This window comes from Duganella margarita, assembly GCF_009857535.1.
GTDB lineage: Bacteria > Pseudomonadota > Gammaproteobacteria > Burkholderiales > Burkholderiaceae_D > Rugamonas > Rugamonas margarita.
The window spans coordinates 85,802-101,928 of the sequence record NZ_WWCS01000004.1 but is presented as its reverse complement, the minus strand read 5'-3'; the positions used below and the strand labels follow the sequence as shown (position 1 = coordinate 101,928).

13 protein-coding genes are annotated in these 16,127 nt (G+C 65.0%); 10 read left to right on the top strand and 3 right to left on the bottom strand.

What is annotated here, in order from left to right; all coding sequences use genetic code 11:
- Nucleotides 1–155 precede the first annotated feature (155 nt).
- From gmd to GTP55_RS07590, 7 genes are all read left to right on the top strand, one after another.
- Nucleotides 156–1,199: a GDP-mannose 4,6-dehydratase gene (gene gmd / locus GTP55_RS07620; RefSeq protein WP_161044346.1), complete on the top strand. Its 1,044-nt coding sequence runs from the start codon at nt 156–158 to the stop codon at nt 1,197–1,199.
- 20 nt (nt 1,200–1,219) lie between these two features.
- Complete coding sequence (locus tag GTP55_RS07615; RefSeq protein ID WP_161044345.1) at nt 1,220–2,125, top strand: GDP-mannose 4,6-dehydratase; 906 nt, start codon at nt 1,220–1,222, stop codon at nt 2,123–2,125.
- Between the two features lie 68 nt (nt 2,126–2,193).
- A complete protein-coding gene (locus GTP55_RS07610; protein WP_229257820.1) occupies nt 2,194–3,288 on the top strand; it encodes a glycosyltransferase family 4 protein in 1,095 nt (364 codons plus the stop codon).
- A 5-nt stretch (nt 3,289–3,293) separates the two neighbouring features.
- Entirely contained in the window at nt 3,294–4,409 is a 1,116-nt protein-coding gene (locus GTP55_RS07605) for a glycosyltransferase family 4 protein (RefSeq protein WP_161044343.1), read from the top strand.
- Between the two features lie 34 nt (nt 4,410–4,443).
- The gene (locus tag GTP55_RS07600) at nt 4,444–5,151 is read left to right on the top strand and encodes a winged helix-turn-helix domain-containing protein (RefSeq protein ID WP_161044342.1); all 708 of its coding nucleotides are present in this window, start codon (nt 4,444–4,446) and stop codon (nt 5,149–5,151) included.
- Nucleotides 5,144–6,514, top strand: a complete 1,371-nt coding sequence (locus GTP55_RS07595) for a sensor histidine kinase (protein ID WP_229257819.1) — start codon at nt 5,144–5,146, stop codon at nt 6,512–6,514. The genes GTP55_RS07600 and GTP55_RS07595 overlap by 8 nt, the downstream gene beginning before the upstream one ends.
- 103 nt (nt 6,515–6,617) lie before the next feature.
- Nucleotides 6,618–7,838 carry an aminotransferase class I/II-fold pyridoxal phosphate-dependent enzyme gene (locus GTP55_RS07590; protein WP_161044341.1) on the top strand — a complete coding sequence of 407 codons (1,221 nt, stop codon included), beginning with the start codon at nt 6,618–6,620 and terminating at the stop codon, nt 7,836–7,838.
- On the opposite strand, the gene GTP55_RS07585 is transcribed toward GTP55_RS07590, so the two are convergent.
- Both GTP55_RS07585 and GTP55_RS07580 read right to left on the bottom strand, forming a co-directional pair.
- Nucleotides 7,839–8,837 carry a response regulator gene (locus tag GTP55_RS07585; protein WP_161044340.1) on the bottom strand — a complete coding sequence of 333 codons (999 nt, stop codon included), beginning with the start codon at nt 8,835–8,837 and terminating at the stop codon, nt 7,839–7,841.
- Complete coding sequence (locus GTP55_RS07580; RefSeq protein WP_229257818.1) at nt 8,834–12,301, bottom strand: MHYT domain-containing protein; 3,468 nt, start codon at nt 12,299–12,301, stop codon at nt 8,834–8,836. The genes GTP55_RS07585 and GTP55_RS07580 overlap by 4 nt, the downstream gene beginning before the upstream one ends.
- Before the next feature lie 126 nt (nt 12,302–12,427).
- Between GTP55_RS07580 and GTP55_RS07575 the strand changes: the two genes are divergently transcribed.
- From GTP55_RS07575 to GTP55_RS07565, 3 genes are read left to right on the top strand one after another with little or no spacing between them, the layout of a single operon-like run.
- Nucleotides 12,428–13,666: an efflux RND transporter periplasmic adaptor subunit gene (locus tag GTP55_RS07575; protein ID WP_161044338.1), complete on the top strand. Its 1,239-nt coding sequence runs from the start codon at nt 12,428–12,430 to the stop codon at nt 13,664–13,666.
- Nucleotides 13,663–14,412, top strand: a complete 750-nt coding sequence (locus tag GTP55_RS07570) for an ABC transporter ATP-binding protein (RefSeq protein WP_371868303.1) — start codon at nt 13,663–13,665, stop codon at nt 14,410–14,412. Before GTP55_RS07575 ends, GTP55_RS07570 begins: the two co-directional genes overlap by 4 nt.
- A gap of 5 nt (nt 14,413–14,417) precedes the next feature.
- Complete coding sequence (locus GTP55_RS07565) at nt 14,418–15,641, top strand: ABC transporter permease (RefSeq protein WP_229257817.1); 1,224 nt, start codon at nt 14,418–14,420, stop codon at nt 15,639–15,641.
- Here GTP55_RS07565 and GTP55_RS07560 read toward each other — a convergent pair whose 3' ends face one another.
- Nucleotides 15,642–16,115 carry a hypothetical protein gene (locus tag GTP55_RS07560; RefSeq protein WP_202423617.1) on the bottom strand — a complete coding sequence of 158 codons (474 nt, stop codon included), beginning with the start codon at nt 16,113–16,115 and terminating at the stop codon, nt 15,642–15,644.
- Nucleotides 16,116–16,127 lie beyond the last annotated feature (12 nt).

The following is a 16,127-nucleotide window of genomic DNA, read 5'->3' as shown; positions in this document are numbered from 1 at the left end:
ACCGGTCCTCCGCCAGCGCGGTGCGACCGGTTTTTTTTGCTGACGTAACCAGATGTAAGTGATGTAAAACGTGCATTTTCGATAGAAAGTGCGCGCAGACGCTCTGTTACAATATTGGGCTATTTAATATTACTCACGATGGATTGGCATTTATCATGCAGAAAACTAAAAAAGCCCTGATCACCGGCATTACCGGCCAAGACGGCGCATACCTGGCCGAACTGCTGCTGGAAAAGGGTTATGAAGTGACTGGCACTTATCGCCGTACCAGCTCGGTGAACTTCTGGCGCATCGAGGAACTGGGTATCCAATCGCACCCGAACCTGAAACTGGTGGAATACGATCTGACCGACCTCAGCTCCAGTATCCGCCTGATGCAAACCGTGCAGCCGGACGAGGTCTACAATCTGGCGGCGCAAAGCTTTGTCGGCGTATCGTTCGACCAGCCGCTGACCACCGCAGAAATCACCGGCGTTGGCCCGGTCAACCTGCTGGAAGCCATCCGCATCGTCAACCCGAAGATCCGCTTCTACCAGGCGTCGACTTCGGAAATGTTCGGCAAGGTGCAAGCCGTGCCGCAGAAGGAAGATACGCCATTCTATCCACGCAGCCCGTACGGCGTGGCCAAGCTGTATGCGCACTGGATGACCGTTAACTACCGCGAGTCGTACGGCATCTTCGGTTCGTCGGGCATCCTGTTCAACCACGAATCGCCACTGCGCGGCCGTGAGTTCGTCACCCGCAAGATCACCGATTCGGTCGCCAAGATCCATCTGGGCCTGCTGGACGTGCTGGAACTGGGCAATATGGACGCCAAGCGCGACTGGGGCTTCGCCAAGGAATACGTGGAAGGCATGTGGCGCATCCTGCAAGCCGACCAGCCGGACACCTATGTGCTGGCGACCAACCGTACCGAAACCGTGCGCGACTTCGTCACCATGGCGTTCAAGGCGGTCGACGTGGCGCTGGAATGGAGCGGTTCGGCTGATAACGAAATCGCTACGTGCAAGAAATCCGGCAAGGTCATGGTGCGCGTCAATCCGAAGTTCTACCGTCCTGCGGAAGTGGAACTGCTGATCGGCGATCCGGCCAAAGCCACCAAGGAGCTGGGCTGGAAACCGTCGACCACGCTGGAGCAGCTGTGCCAGATGATGGTGGAAGCCGACCTGCGCCGCAACAAAGCAGGCTTCTCGTTCTAAGTTTCACATAAGGAGTATCCATGGCTGTTGAAGACGCGGGCAAGCGTGCTCTGATCACCGGTTTGTCCGGCTTCACCGGCCAGTATGTCGCGCGCGAGTTGCGCGCGGCCGGTTATCAGGTGTTTGGCACCATCACGCCCGGCCACACGGCGGGCGAGGGGGAGTTTGCGGTTGATCTGCTGGACCGCGCCGGCCTGGCGGCCGTCATCCGCGAAGTACAGCCGGACGTGGTGGCGCACCTGGCGGCCATCGCCTTCGTCGGTCACGGCGACGTGGACCAGATTTACCGCGTCAACGTGGTGGGTACCCGCAATCTGCTGGATGCGCTGGCGGCGGCGGAGAAAAAGCCGTCGGCCGTGCTGCTGGCGTCCAGCGCCAATATCTACGGCAATACCGACGTTGGCGTGATCGGCGAAGATGTGCCGGCGGCGCCGGCCAACGACTACGCCGTCAGCAAGCTGTCGATGGAGTACGTGGCGCGGCTGTGGCAGGACAAGCTGCCGCTGATCGTGGTGCGGCCGTTTAACTACACCGGTGTCGGCCAGCATGAGAACTTCCTGCTGCCGAAAATCGTCTCGCACTTCCGCCGCAAGGCGACCGACATCGAGCTGGGCAACCTGCACGTATGGCGCGATTTTTCCGATGTGCGCATGGTGGCGCAAAGCTACCGCAAGCTGCTGGCCGCGCCGTCGGCGATCGGCCAGACCTTCAACATCTGTTCCGGCCACGGCTACTCGCTGGGCGAAGCGCTGGACATGATGAGCGAGATCGCCGGCTACAAGATCAATGTGCATGTCAATCCGGCCTTCGTGCGCGCCAATGAAGTGGTGCGCCTGGTCGGCGACAACCGCCGCCTGGTCGCCGCCACCGGTGCGCTGGACATGGTGCCGCTGGCCGACACGCTGCGCTGGATGTATTCTGCATGACAGGTGTTTCAAGCTTGCGTGTCGGACTATCTGCAACTACCACCGAGCCGGCTCTGACGGGCGGCCGCATGGACGGCATCGGCGTCTACTCGCAAGCGTTGATCGCGCATCTGCCGCAGGCCGGCGTCGAGGTGCAGCCCCTGTCCTTTGCGCCAACCGGCGATGCGCGCCGCATGACCGCCAGCCGGGCCATGCCGCTGTCGTTTCCGCTGGCGGTGCTGGGCGATTTCATCCTGCCGTCGTCGGTGCATCTGAGTACCCAGACGGCGCTCGGCAAAGGCGCGGCGCCGCTGGACCTGTTCCACGCCACCGACTACCGCATCGTGCGCATGGACTGCCCGGTGGTGGCCACGCTGCATGACGCGGTGCCGGTCTCGCATCCCGAGTGGGCCAGCCCCAAGCTGCGCAAGCTGAAGAACTGGTTGCAGATCAATGCCGCGCAAAAGGCGCAGCATGTGATCGCCAACTCGCATTTCTCGATCCGGGAACTGGTCGACTATTTCGGCGTCAATGAAAACCGCATCAGCGTGGTGAATCTCGGCGTGCCGGCCGAGTGGCTCGACCGGCCGGACGCTGCCGAGTGCGACGCCACGCTGGCGCAGTACCAGCTGCGCGCCGGCTACTTCCTGTTCGTCGGCACGCTGCAACCGCGCAAGAACGTCGAGCGCCTGCTGGCCGCGTACCTGACGCTGCCGCCGGTGCTGCGCGCCGCGCGCCAGCTGGTGATCGTCGGCAGCCCGGGCTGGCGCAGCGAAGCGCTGGTCGCGCAGATCAAGGCCGCGCAGCAGCATGGCGAGAATGTGGTCTGGCTCGACCAGCTGACCGACAACCGCCAGCTGCGCCACGTCTATGCCGGCGCCGGCGCCTTCATCTTCCCGTCGCTGCACGAGGGCTTCGGCCTGCCCTTGCTGGAGGCGTTTGCCAGCGGCGTTGCGGTGGCCTGTTCCGGCACCTCCTCGCTGCCGGAGGTGGCGTCTGGCGCCGCACTCGAATTCGATCCCATGTCGGTGGGAGAGATCGCCGCCGCCATGACCACCCTGGCGCGTGACGACGTTGCGCGTGCCCGTTACATTGCCGCCGGCGAGCGCCGCGCGCTGGAGCTCACCTGGGCAGAAACGGCCCGCCGCACGGCCGCCGTTTATCATCACGTCTTATCCCGCTGAACACTATGCGCGTCCTCCATTTTTACAAGACCTATTATCCCGACAGCTGGGGCGGTGTCGAGCAAGTGATACGCCAGCTGTGCGTGGGCACAGGCCACCTCGGCATCACCAACGAAGTGCTGACGCTGAGCCGCGGCGGTCCGTCCGAAATCGAGTTCGAAGGCCACACCGTGCACCGCGTGCCGCTGGATTTTGAAATCGCCTCGACCGGTTTTTCGTTTGCCGCCGTCCGCAAGCTGGCGCGCCTGGCGCGCAAGGCGGACGTGATCCACTATCACTTCCCGTGGCCGTTCATGGACCTGGCGCACTTCCTGGCGCGCATCGACAAGCCGAGCGTGGTGACCTACCACTCGGACATCGTGCGCCAGAAGCAGCTGCTGCGCGTGTATGGCCCGCTGAAGCGGCGCTTCCTGCACAACGTCAGCGCGGTGGTGGCGACGTCGCCCAACTACCTGGCCTCGTCGCCGGTGCTCAAGCGCTTCGCCCACAAAACCACCACCATTCCGTTCGGCCTGGATAAATCGACCTATCCGCCGGCGTCGGAAGAGCGCAAGGCCCGCTGGCGCGAACAATGCGGCGAGCGCTTCTTCCTGTTCGTCGGCGTGCTGCGCTACTACAAGGGCCTGCATATCCTGCTGGATGCGCTGGTCAATGTCGATTACCCGGTGGTGATCGTCGGCGCCGGCCCGATCGAGCAGGAGCTGAAGGCGCACGCGCAGCGCCTCGGCCTGACCCACGTGCAGTTCATCGGCGCGGTGAGTGAGGAAGACAAGGTGGCGCTGCTGGAACTGAGCTACGCCATGGTGTTCCCGTCGCACCTGCGTTCGGAAGCGTTCGGCATCTCGCTGCTGGAAGGGGCGATGTTCGGCAAGCCGATGATCTCCAGCGAGATCGGCACCGGCACCACCTACATCAACATCGACAACGACACCGGCCTGGTGGTGCCGCCGGACGATCCGGCGGCGCTGGGCGTGGCCATGCGCACGCTGTGGGACCACCCGGAACGCGCCGCCGAGATGGGCCGCCGCGCCGAAGCCCGCTACTGGGAACTGTTCACCGCCGAGAAGATGGCGCAGAGTTACCACGCGCTTTACCGTGAGCTGGTGGCGCGGCCAAGGTAAAATACGCGTCTACCCATGATTTTCGGAGACTCGCGTGCGCTGCCTGGTAATTGAAGACGAAGCCGAAACCTCCAACTATATCTGCAAGGGCCTACGCGAGGCCGGCTATGTGGTGACCGCCGCCGGCAATGGCCCGGATGGACTGGACTACGCCACCAGCGAGGAATGGGACATCATCATCCTCGACCGCATGCTGCCGGGCCGCATCGATGGCCTGTCCATCGTCGACAAGCTGCGCGCGCTGGGCAAGCAGACCCCGGTCATCATCGTCAGCGCGCTGACCACCATCGACGCCCGCGTGACCGGCTTGCGTGGCGGCGCTGACGACTACCTGTCCAAACCTTTCGCCTTTTCCGAGCTGCTGGCGCGGGTGGAAGCGCTGCTGCGCCGCAGCGCCCCCGGCGCCGACAGCACGCAGCTGCAGGTGGCCGACCTGCGGCTGGACCTGCGCACGCTGCGCGTCACGCGCGGCGCCAAAGTGATCACCCTGCAGCCGCGCGAATACCGCCTGCTGGAATACCTGATGCGCAACGAGAACCAGGTGGTCACCCGCACCATGCTGCTGGAATCGGTGTGGGACTACCACTTCGACCCGCAGACCAATGTGATCGACGTGCAGATCTCGCGCCTGCGCGCCAAGGTCGACAAGGACTTCCCGGTGATGCTGATCCATACCTTGCGCGGCGTCGGCTACCGCATGGGCGTGATGCCGCCGGAAGTGCCGGAGCTGCCGGTTGCCTAGGCTGTCCAACCCGCTAAGGACCTCGATCGTCGCCAAGCTGGTGCTGGGCTACGGCCTGCTGGGCATCGCCTCGATCGTCGCCGTGTCGGCGGTATTCTACAGCGGCACCATCGGCGTCATCGACCAGAACATCGACGGCAAGATCAAGTCGCAGACCGAGCGCCTGCTGGACAAACTCGGCGACGGCAATCGCGCGGCGCTGAAAGCGGAAGTGCACCGCCTGCTGACCGACGGCGTCGACAACGACCGTGAAATTTTCGAACTGCTGGACGAAGACGGCGTGGCAATTGCCGGCAACCTCGACTCCTGGCCCAGCGTGGCCGAGGCGCCCGATCTGGTGACGGCCACCGTGCTGCGCTACGGTCGCAGCGCGCCGGCGCGCCTGTACCTGCGGCCTTTGGTGCAGGGCGGGGTGCTGATCGTCGGCCGCGATCTGAGTGAAGAAGAAGCGGTGCGCGCAGTGATCTGGCGCGCGCTGCTGGCCGGCGCCTGCGTGTCGCTGATGCTGACCATCGCCGGCGCCATGCTGTTCCGCCGCACGATCGAGGCGCGGCTGGGCGAGATTCGCCGCACCGCCGCGCAGATCGAGGCGGGCGATCTGAGTCAGCGCATCCCGGTCACCGGCAATGACGAATTCGCGCTGCTCAACCACGACATCAACCGCATGCTGGACCGCATCGAACTGCTGATGGAAGGCATTCGCAACGTCTCCAACGCCATCGCCCACGACCTGCGCACGCCGCTGAGCCGCATCCGCGGCCGGCTGGATGACGCGCTGCGCCACGAGCCGACCGTGCCGCGCCTGTCCACCGCCGCGCATGACGCGATCGACGACATCGACGACCTGATACGGTTATTCGAGCGCCTGCTGCAGATCGCCGAAGCGGAATCCGGCATGCGCGCGCGCCTGTTCGAGCGGCTCGACCTGGGCCGGGTGGTGGCCGACATTGGCGAGATGTACGAAGCCACCGCCGAAGACAGCGGCATCACGCTGACCGTCGATGCGCCGGCCTCGCTGTATGTCGACGGCGACCGCAATCTGCTGGCCAGCGCCGTCGCCAGCCTGCTGGACAACGCCATCAAGTACGCCGGCCGTGGCGCGGTGATCCACGTGCGCGCCGGCCTGTATCAGGGCGAAGCGTCGATGTCGGTGCACGACAATGGCCCCGGCATTCCGGATACGGAACGCGACAAGGTCACCCAGCGCTTCTACCGCGTCGACAAGAGCCGCCACCTGCCGGGCAATGGCCTGGGGCTGTCGATCGTCAGCGCCACCGCCAAGGCGCACGCCGGCACGCTGGTGCTGGAGGATGGCGCGCCGGGACTGGTGGCGCGCATCGTGCTGCCGCTGGCGGTGAACTAACCGCCTATCCAATCCGTAATGTGACCGATTCGTAATGTCACCGCAAGCTTGTGGAAAGCTGCCCAGCCCTATGATGAGCTGTTCTTTTTCGGTCTTCCACATCATGCACGACTTAAGCGATATCGCCGCCTGGCTCCAGCACCACCCCATCTACCACGACTCGGCGGTGCATAGCACGCTGCCCGATCCAACCTTCGTGACCGAAGGGGAAACCGTGGTGTCCTTCAGCACCAACAACTACCTGGCGCTGGCCAACCACCCGCGCCTGGTGCAGGCCGCCAAGGATGGCCTGGACCGCTATGGCGTCGGCAATTGCGAGTCGCGCCTGCTGGGCGGCGACCTGGAAGTCTACCGTGAGCTGGAGCGCCGCCTCGGCGCTTTGAAGCACAAGAGCGACGCGGTGCTGTTCGTCACCGGCTACATGACCAACATCGGCGTGCTGTCGTCGATCGTCAAGGCGGCCACGCTGGCGCGCCTGCATGGCTTCCGCGCCAGGAAGCGCCACAAGTACGCCTACTACTCGGACGAGTTCAATCACATCTCGATCCGCGAAGGCATCCAGATGTCCGGCGCGCTGCGCTACAACTACCGCCATTGCGACATGAACCACCTGGAGTCGCTGCTGCAGGCCGGCGCCACCGAAGGCACCACGCCGATCATCGTCAGCGACGGCGTGTTCAGCATGGAAGGCACGATCGCGCCGCTGCCGGAGCTGGTGGCGCTGGCCGAACGTTTCGGCGCGCTGTTGTATGTCGATGACGCCCACGCCACCGGCATCCTCGGCGCCAACGGCGGCGGCACCTCGGAGCACTTCAACTGCTACAGCACCAACATCATGCAGATGGGGACACTGAGCAAGGCGCTCGGCTCGATCGGCGGTTTCGTCGCGGTGGAAAAGGAAGTGGGCGACGTGATCCGCCTGACCAGTTCCGCCTACGGCTTCACCTGCCCGCCGCCGCCGGACCAGGCCGCGGCGCTGCTGGCCGCGCTGGATATCCTGGAAGAAGAACCGCAGCGCCGCCAGCGCCTGTGGGACAACCAGCGCTACTTCATCGCGCAGATGGCGCCGCTGGGCTACACGATTATCTCGACCGCCACGCCGATCCTGCCGGTGCTGATCGGCGATGCGGAGACCTGCCAGCGCTATGCGATGGAGCTGCGCGCCGAAGGCGTGCACGTGGATTCGATCCAGTTCCCGGCAGCGCCGGTCGGCCAGGCGCGCCTGCGCTTCATGATGAACGCCGGCCACACCCGGGCGCAGATCGATCACGCGGTGAGCGTGATGGCGCGCCTGGCGGGACGCAGCGAACGCCTGGTGGCCTAGTTAATGCTCTGCCCAGCGCTGCTTGACCTCAAGCAGCGCGGGCATCTGTTTAATGAAGATGTCGACCAGGCGTCCTTCAAAATGCTTGTCGCGCTGCGCCAGCATATGGTCGATGGCTTTCTCCACCGGCCACGCTGCCTTGTACGGCCGCGCCGAGGTCAATGCGTCGAACACGTCGGCGATCGCCACGATGCGGCCGACCAGCGGAATCTCTTCACCTTGCAGGCCATTCGGATAGCCGCTGCCGTCCCACTTTTCATGGTGGGTGACGGCGACGTCGTAGGCCATGGCCAGCATGCCGTGCGGATGACGGCCGATGATGTCGCCGCCGATGCTGGCGTGCGACTGCATCACTTTCCATTCTTCCGCATCGAGCGGTCCGGGCTTGCGCAGGATATTGTCCGGGATGCCGATCTTGCCGACGTCGTGCATCGGCGCCGCGTGCAGCAGGTCTTCCGCTTCCGCTTCGGTCATGCCGATGGCCAGGCCCAGGATCCTGGCATAGTGGCTCATGCGGATCACGTGCAGGCCGGTTTCATTGTCCTTGAATTCCGCCGCCAGACCAAGGCGCTGGACGATTTCCAGGCGGGTCTTCTTCAGTTCATCCACACCCACCAGCGACAAATGGTTGCGCACGCGCGCCCGCACAATCGGCGGGCTGACCGGCTTGGTGATGTAGTCGACCGCGCCGGCTTCAAAGCCGATCACTTCATCGTCGGTGTCGCTCAGGGCGGTGACGAAGATCACCGGGATGTTGGCGGTGAGCGGATTGGCTTTCAAATGCCGGCAGGTTTCATAGCCGGTCATCCCCGGCATCATCACGTCCAGCAGGATGAGTTGCGGCTGTTCGGCACGCGCCAGTTCCAGCGCGCGCGGGCCGTCCTTGGCGAACAGCAGGCGGTAGTGGTCCTGCAGGATGTGGCGCAGCAGTTGCAGATTGCTGGCCTCGTCGTCGACCACGAGGATCTGCGGCTGGTTGGCTTGGTGGGTAGTGATCATGGGGTCTCCGTGGCCAGGCTGGCCTGTAATGCTTGCAGTGCGGCGTAGGCCTGCGGGAAGTCGAAATCGTTCAAGGCGTCCAGCACGGCGTTCAGTGGCTGGACGAGGTGCGGCGGCGCGCCGGTGAGGGCGGCTTGCAATGCGGTCAGGGCGGCGTCGTTCAGCGCGCCGCGTTGCAGCGAAGGCAGCAGCGCGGCAGACTTCTGGCGCGCGATGGACAGGTCGAAGACGGCAGCCGGCGGCGCTGCCAGGCGCGCGCCACGCGGCGGCGCCAGTGCGTGGATGGCGCTGAGCGCGGCGTCCAGCTGGCCGGCCAGCGTACGCTGCGCCTGCGCCAGTTCGGTCTTCAGCGCGACCGAGATACAGCGTACCGCCTGGTCCTGCAAGTCTGTGGCGCGCCTGCGCGGCATTGCGTCGGCCCCGGTACTGGCAACCACGCCATCACCCGCGCCATCGCCGCTGCCGTCGCGCAACGGCGATCCGCACAGCTTCTCGATTTGCGCCAGCGTGGCGGCCAATTGCTCCAACCCGATGTTGGCGGCCACGCCGCGCACCTTGTGGCTCCACGCCTGCGCTTCGGCCAGACGCGCCTCGCTGCCGTCGGCCAGCAACTTGGCCAGCGTGGCGGCGGCGCTGCTGTAATCGGCCACAAAGCGGTGCAGCGCCTGATGATAGGCCGCTTCCTCGTCGCCCCAGCGTTGCAGGCCGGCTTTCTGATTGAGCACGCGCTGGCGCGGCGCCTCGGCCGGCGGCGGCGCCGACGCCAGGGCCGGCAGATTGAGCACCTTCGCAATTTCGTGCGACAGCGCGTGCCAGTCCACCGGCTTGGACGCAAAACCGTCCATGCCCGCCAGCGCGGCCGCTTCGCGGTGCGCCGTCAGCACGCTGGCCGTCATCGCCACGATCGGCAGGCGCGGGTCGCCGGTGCGCTGTTCGCGCGCGCGGATGGTGCGGGTGGCCGCCAGGCCGTCCATCAGCGGCATCTGCATATCCATCAGCACCACATCGTAATGATATTCGGCCGACATGCGCACCGCCTGCGTGCCGTCCTGCGCGCGCTCCAGTGTGTGGCCGCGCTTGGCCAGCAGCAGCGACAGCAGCTCCAGATTTTGCGGCACGTCGTCCGCCGCCAGGATGTGCAGCGGCGGCAGCGGATAGTCGAACCGCTCACTGCTCTGCGCCTGGCCGTTGCGCGCCGGTTCCAGCGGCAGCAGCACATGGAAGGTGGTGCCCACGCCTGGGGTGCTCTCGGCCCAGATCTTGCCGCCCATGAGGCCGACCAGCTGGCGGCTGATGGTGGTGCCCAGGCCCGTGCCGCCGAAGCGGCGCGTCATCGAGGCATCCGCCTGCGTGAACGGATCGAAGATGGCGTGGATGCGTTCCGGCGCGATGCCGATGCCGGTATCTTCCACGGCGATATGCAACTGGCCTTGCTGTTCGGTGGCGCGCAGGCATACCTTGCCGACCGAGGTGAACTTGATGGCGTTGTCCAGCAGGTTGCCGAGGATCTGGCGCATGCGCAGCTCGTCGCCGTGCAGCCACGCCGGCAGCGCCGCGTCGTAGGCGATGTCGATCACCAGCCCCTTGCTGCGGGCGTTGCTGCCGAAGGTGGAGGCCAGTTCGTCGATCAGGCCAAGCAGGCTGTAATCGTCCGGCTCCAGTTCCACCGCGCCTTTATCCAGCTTGGCGGTATCCAGGATTTCGTTCAACAGGCGTAGCAGCGAGCGGCCTTCCTTGCGCACCGTGTCCAGGTGGCGGCGCTGATCGGAGTCCAGCGCCGTATCCAGCAGCACGTCGGTGAAGCCGAGGATGGCGTTCATCGGCGTGCGGATTTCGTGGCTCATGTTGGCGACAAAGCTGGCGCGCGCGGCGGCGGCCTTTTCCGCCGTCTCCTTGGCCTGGCGCAGCACCTGCTCCATCTCGCGGCGTTCGCTGATGTCGAGGATCACGCCGTCGATCCAGCGGACCCCGGGATTGGTTTCGTCGGCCGTCACCGCGCCGTGCTCCCACATGAAGCGCCGGCTGCCGTCGGCGTGAATCAGACACCACTCGACCTGGTAGGCCGCCAGCTCGGCGACGCTGCGCGAAATCTCGGCCGCCACGCGTTCGCGGTCTTCCTCGCAGATCAGCGAGCCGAGGGTGCGGATGCGCTGGGCGCCGACGAAATCGCTGGCGGGATAACCGGCCAGCCGCTCGATGCCGTCGCTGACGAAGACCGGCGGGGCGTCGAACGCCATGCTGCTGCGGAACGAGATGCCGGGAATATTGCCGATCAGCGAACGGAATTGCTGCTCGCTGTCGCGCAGGGCCTGCATGATGGCGCGCCGTTCGCTGATGTCGGTAATGAACAGCACAAACAGGTCGCGCCTGGCCAGCCTGGCATGGCCCAGCGCGCGCCGGATCGGCACCCTGCTGCCATCCTTGCGCAGCGCCACCACTTCGCTGCCTTTGCCGGGAACGGCGGCATCTTCAGTGCGCAGGTAGTTGAGCAGGCCGTCGCGTTCCGAGCGTTCCACATCGGCCATCAGCAGGCGGATATTGCGGCCGGTGATTTCGTCACGGCTCCAGCCGAAAATGCGTTCGGCCGAGGCGTTGAATTCCTGGATAACGCCGGCGCGGTCGACGGTGATCACGCCGTCCACGGTGGTGGTCAGCAGCGCCCGCATCCACGCTTCGCTCTCGGCCTGGCGGTGGTACATCTCGCGATAGCGCAGCATGCCGTTGGCGGCCAGGGCGAACACGGTGACCGCCACCGTGATCAGCGCCAGCGCCAGCGCCACGAAGGTGGAGTTCTGCTGCGGCGTGGCGTCGACCGGCAACTGGCCGACGAAGCGCGCCGCCGCCATGCCGGTGTAGTGCATGCCGGCGATGGCGCAACCCATCACGGCGGCGCTCAAGGCGCCGAGCACCGCGCGCGGCAGGCGCAGCGTGCGCAGGCCAAAGCGGATCCACAGCGCCAGCGTGGCCAGCACCACCGCCACCACGATCGACAGGGCGAACATGACGGGATCGTAGCGCAGCTGCAGCGCCATCTCCATCGCCGCCATGCCGGTGTAGTGCATGGCGCCGATGCCGGCGCCGACCAGCACCCCGCCCGTCATCAGCGAGACGGCGTTCAGGCGGCGCATGCTGATGATGGAGAGCGCCACCCACGAGGCGGCCAGGCTGGGCAGCACCGACAGCAGGGTCAGCGCGTGGTTGTAATCGACGTCGGTGCACAGGTTAAAGGCCAGCATGCCGATGAAGTGCATCGACCAGACGCCGCAGCCCAAGGCCAGGCTGCCGGTGGCCAGCATGGCGGCGCGCAGGCCGCGCGTGCTGGCCAGGCGGGCTTGCGCGGCGACTTGCAATCCCATCCACGATGAGAAGATGGCAACCACGATCGAGAGAACCACCAGCAGCGGCGAATAGGTGCCGAAGTGGAGCAGGGACGGATTGTCCGGCGGTGTGAAGAATTCCAGCATGATGAGGCAAACCATAGCACAGAAAAAACCGCCGAAATGCAGTTGTTGCTTTAAAGATAAATATGTTTAATACTTGTCGAGCTGATCCGCATATCGCCGGATCCCAACCTGGGACACACTGAAGAAATGGCTTTCCTGACCAAGAAGAAGATCGTGCTGGCCGTGGGCCTGCTGGTAATCGGCGGCGGCGCGGCCGCGTATTTTTCCAGGAACAAAGCGCCGGTGGTGGAACCGCCACGCTTCCGCACGGCGGCGGCCGACACCGGCAACATCACGCAGACGGTGACCGCCACCGGCACCATCAACCCGGTGGCGCTGATCAATATCGGTTCGCAGGTCTCCGGCACGGTCAGCGAGTTGAAGGCCGACTTCAACGACCACGTGACCAAGGGCCAGGTGCTGCTCAAGCTCGACCCGACCATCTTCAACGCGCAGATCCGCCAGGCCGACGCGCAACTGGCGTCGGCGCGCGCCTCGCTCAAGCTGGCGCAGGCCACGCACCAGCGCAACCAGTCCTTGCTGACGCAGAACTACATCTCGCCGCTGGCGCTGGACCAGTCCAAGCGCGAAGTCGACGTGGCGCAGGCGAATATCCAGCTGGCGCAGGCGCAGCTGGCACGGGTGCAGGCGGACCTGGACAACTCGGTGATCCGGTCGCCGATCGACGGCGTGATCATCAAGCGCACCATCGACCTGGGGCAGACCGTGGCGGCGTCGTTCACCACGCCGCAGCTGTTCCAGATCGCCCGCGATCTGACCAAGATGCAGATCGACACCAGCGTATCGGAAGCGGACGTCGGCTCGCTGAAGGAAGGGCAGCAGGCGCGCTTCGTGGTGGACGCCTATCCGGACAAGGAATTCAACGCCCGCATGCGCCAGTTCCGCCTGGCCGCCAATGTGCTCAACAACGTGGTGACGTATAACGTGGTGCTGGACGTCGACAACAAGGACGAGCTGCTCAAGCCGGGCATGACGGCGCAGGTGCGTCTGCTGGTGGGCAACCGCCAGAACGTGCTGCGCGTGCCGACCGCCGCGCTGCGCTTCCGCCTCAGCGACGAGGAAATCGAGAAGCAGAAAAAGCTGGCCGAAGCCGCCGCCGGCAAGTCCGCCTCGGCCTCCGCCGCCGCCAGCGCCGCCACCGCCACCGAGGCGCCGCAGGAAGACGACGCCTCGTTCCGCACCAAGGCCGACCTGGCGCGCACCTTCCGCATCTACACGCTGGACGCGAAAAACCAGCCGAAGGCGCTGGACGTGAATATCGGCCTGTCCAACTTCCGCTACACCGAAGTGGTGAGCGGCGATTTGAAGAAGGGCGACAAGGTCATCACCCGCGCCATCGGCAACGACAAGGAAGGTGGCATGTGAGTGGGCCGGCCAATGAACTGCTGATCGACATCCGCCAGGTCACCAAGAGCTACTTTTCCGGCAGCGTGGAAACCCAGGTCTTGCACGGCATCGACCTGGCCGTGCCGCGTGGTGACTTCCTGGCGGTGATGGGGCAGTCCGGCTCCGGCAAGTCGACGCTGATGAATATCTTCGGTTGCCTGGACCAGGCCACCGGCGGCAGCTACTTCCTCGACGGCGTCGATACGCTGACGCTGTCGCGCAACCAGCTGGCCACCATCCGCAACCGCACCATCGGCTTCGTGTTCCAGAGCTTTAACCTGATCAAGCGCATGAGCGTGGTGGAGAACGTGGCGCTGCCGCTGATCTACGCCGGCGTCTCGCGCTCCAAAGCGCACGCCAAGGCGCTGGTGGAACTGGAGCGCGTGGGACTGGCCGGCATGGCCAGGCGCACGCCGAACCAGCTGTCCGGCGGCCAGCAGCAGCGGGTGGCGATTGCGCGCGCGCTGGTGGGCGATCCGCCGCTGATCCTGGCCGACGAACCGACCGGCAATCTCGATACGCAAACCAGCGTCGAGATCATGCGCTCGTTCCAGCAGCTGAACGATGAACGCGGCATCACCATCCTGCTGGTGACGCACGAACCGGACATCGCCGCCTACAGCAAGCGCCTGATGCGCCTCAAGGACGGCCGCGTGCTGTACGACGGCCCGTCCGCCGAAGGCCTGCGCCAGATGCTGCAGAGTCACGAAAACCTAACCGTATAAACCATATGAACCTTTTACAGATCGTGGTAGAGGCGTTTCGCTCGATGCTGGCGAACCGTCTGCGCACGCTGTTGACCATGCTGGGCATCATCATCGGCATCACCTCGGTGGTGCTGCTGCTGGCGGTGGGCGACAGCATGAAGCGCTTTATCGCCAAGGAGCTGGAGCAGCTGGGCACCAATATGCTGTTCATCTCCCCCGGCGGCGACCGCGCGCAACAGCAGCGCATGCGCAGCGGCGCGCAGCCGGCGATGACCATCGCCGATGCGGCGGCGCTCAATGAGCTGCCGTCGCTGTCCGGCGCCGCGCCGGTGCTGCAAAGCGGCTTCAATCTCTCGGTGGGCAACGAGAACGCGTCGAAGACGGTGCACGGCGTCACGCCGGCCATGTTCAAGATCCGTGGCTGGAAGGTCGACAAGGGCAGCGCCTTCAGCGATGCCGACGTGCGCGCCGCCTCGCGCATGGTGGTCATCGGCCGCAAGATCGCCGACCAGTTCTTCTACAAGCAGGATCCGCTGGGCAAATACATCCGCATCGAGAACGTCTCGTTCCAGGTGGTGGGGGTGCTGTACGGCGAAGGCAAGCAGGTGGACGGCGGCGACTTGAGCGAATACGTGATCGTGCCGATCACCGCGGCGTCGGCCAACCTGATCAAGACCGCCTTCCCCGGGAATGTGCACTACGTGGTGGCGCAGGGTAAATCCGGCGGCAATTTGCAGGATGCGATCATGGACATCGGCGAAACGCTGCGCGACCGTCACCACATCAAGATCGACCAGCCGGACGACTTCCGCATCGATAACCTGGCCTCGTTCGCCGAGACGGCGCAGAAGATCAGCGCCGGCTTGGCGGCCTTGCTCGGGCTGATCGGCGCCATCTCGCTGATCGTCGGCGGCATCGGCATCATGAACATCATGCTGGTGTCGGTGACCGAGCGCACCCGCGAGATCGGCATCCGCATGGCGATCGGCGCCAAGCCGCGCGACGTGCTGCTGCAGTTCCTGACGGAGGCGGTGGTAATCTGCCTGGTGGGCGGCATCTTCGGCATCATGCTGGCCACGCTGGCGGCGCGCGGGATTACCGCCACCGGCAAGTTCGATGTGTTCATCACCCTGCAGGCGGTGGTGGTGGCGTGCGGCTTTTCCAGCCTGGTGGGCGTGTTCTTCGGCTTCTACCCGGCGCGTCGCGCATCCAAGCTGCTGCCGGTGGACTGCCTGCGCTACGAGTGATCAGTAGTCGAACTTTTTACTGGTGCCGGTGTTTTTGCCGGTGGCCTTGAAGTAGATGGAGTGCTCCGCGCGTTCCTTGCGGACCGCCTCGCGGCGTTCGCGATTGGCGCGGCGGCGCTCTTCGATGCGGGCATTGTGCTCGTCGATGCGGCGCTGGGTTTTCTGGCCTTGTTTGCTATTGTGGAGCAGGCCGAATTTCTGCCGCATGGCCGCAGCCCACAACAGGAACACCAGCACCAGCGACAGCAGGTAGGCCGATTGCCACAGACCATAATTCTGGCTGATGAAGGGGAAGATCGGCGCGGCTTTTTCCAGCCAGCCCTGGCCGAGAATGCCCAGCCCGGCCGCCAGCACACCGAGACAGGTCGTCTTGATGATCATCCAGCGGCTGGCCTTGATCCGAGACTCCCAGAAGGATTGCGGATCGTCGGTCAGTTGGTCGAGGTAGGGAGTATGGTCGTGTTGCGTAGTCATAGCGACAATTTT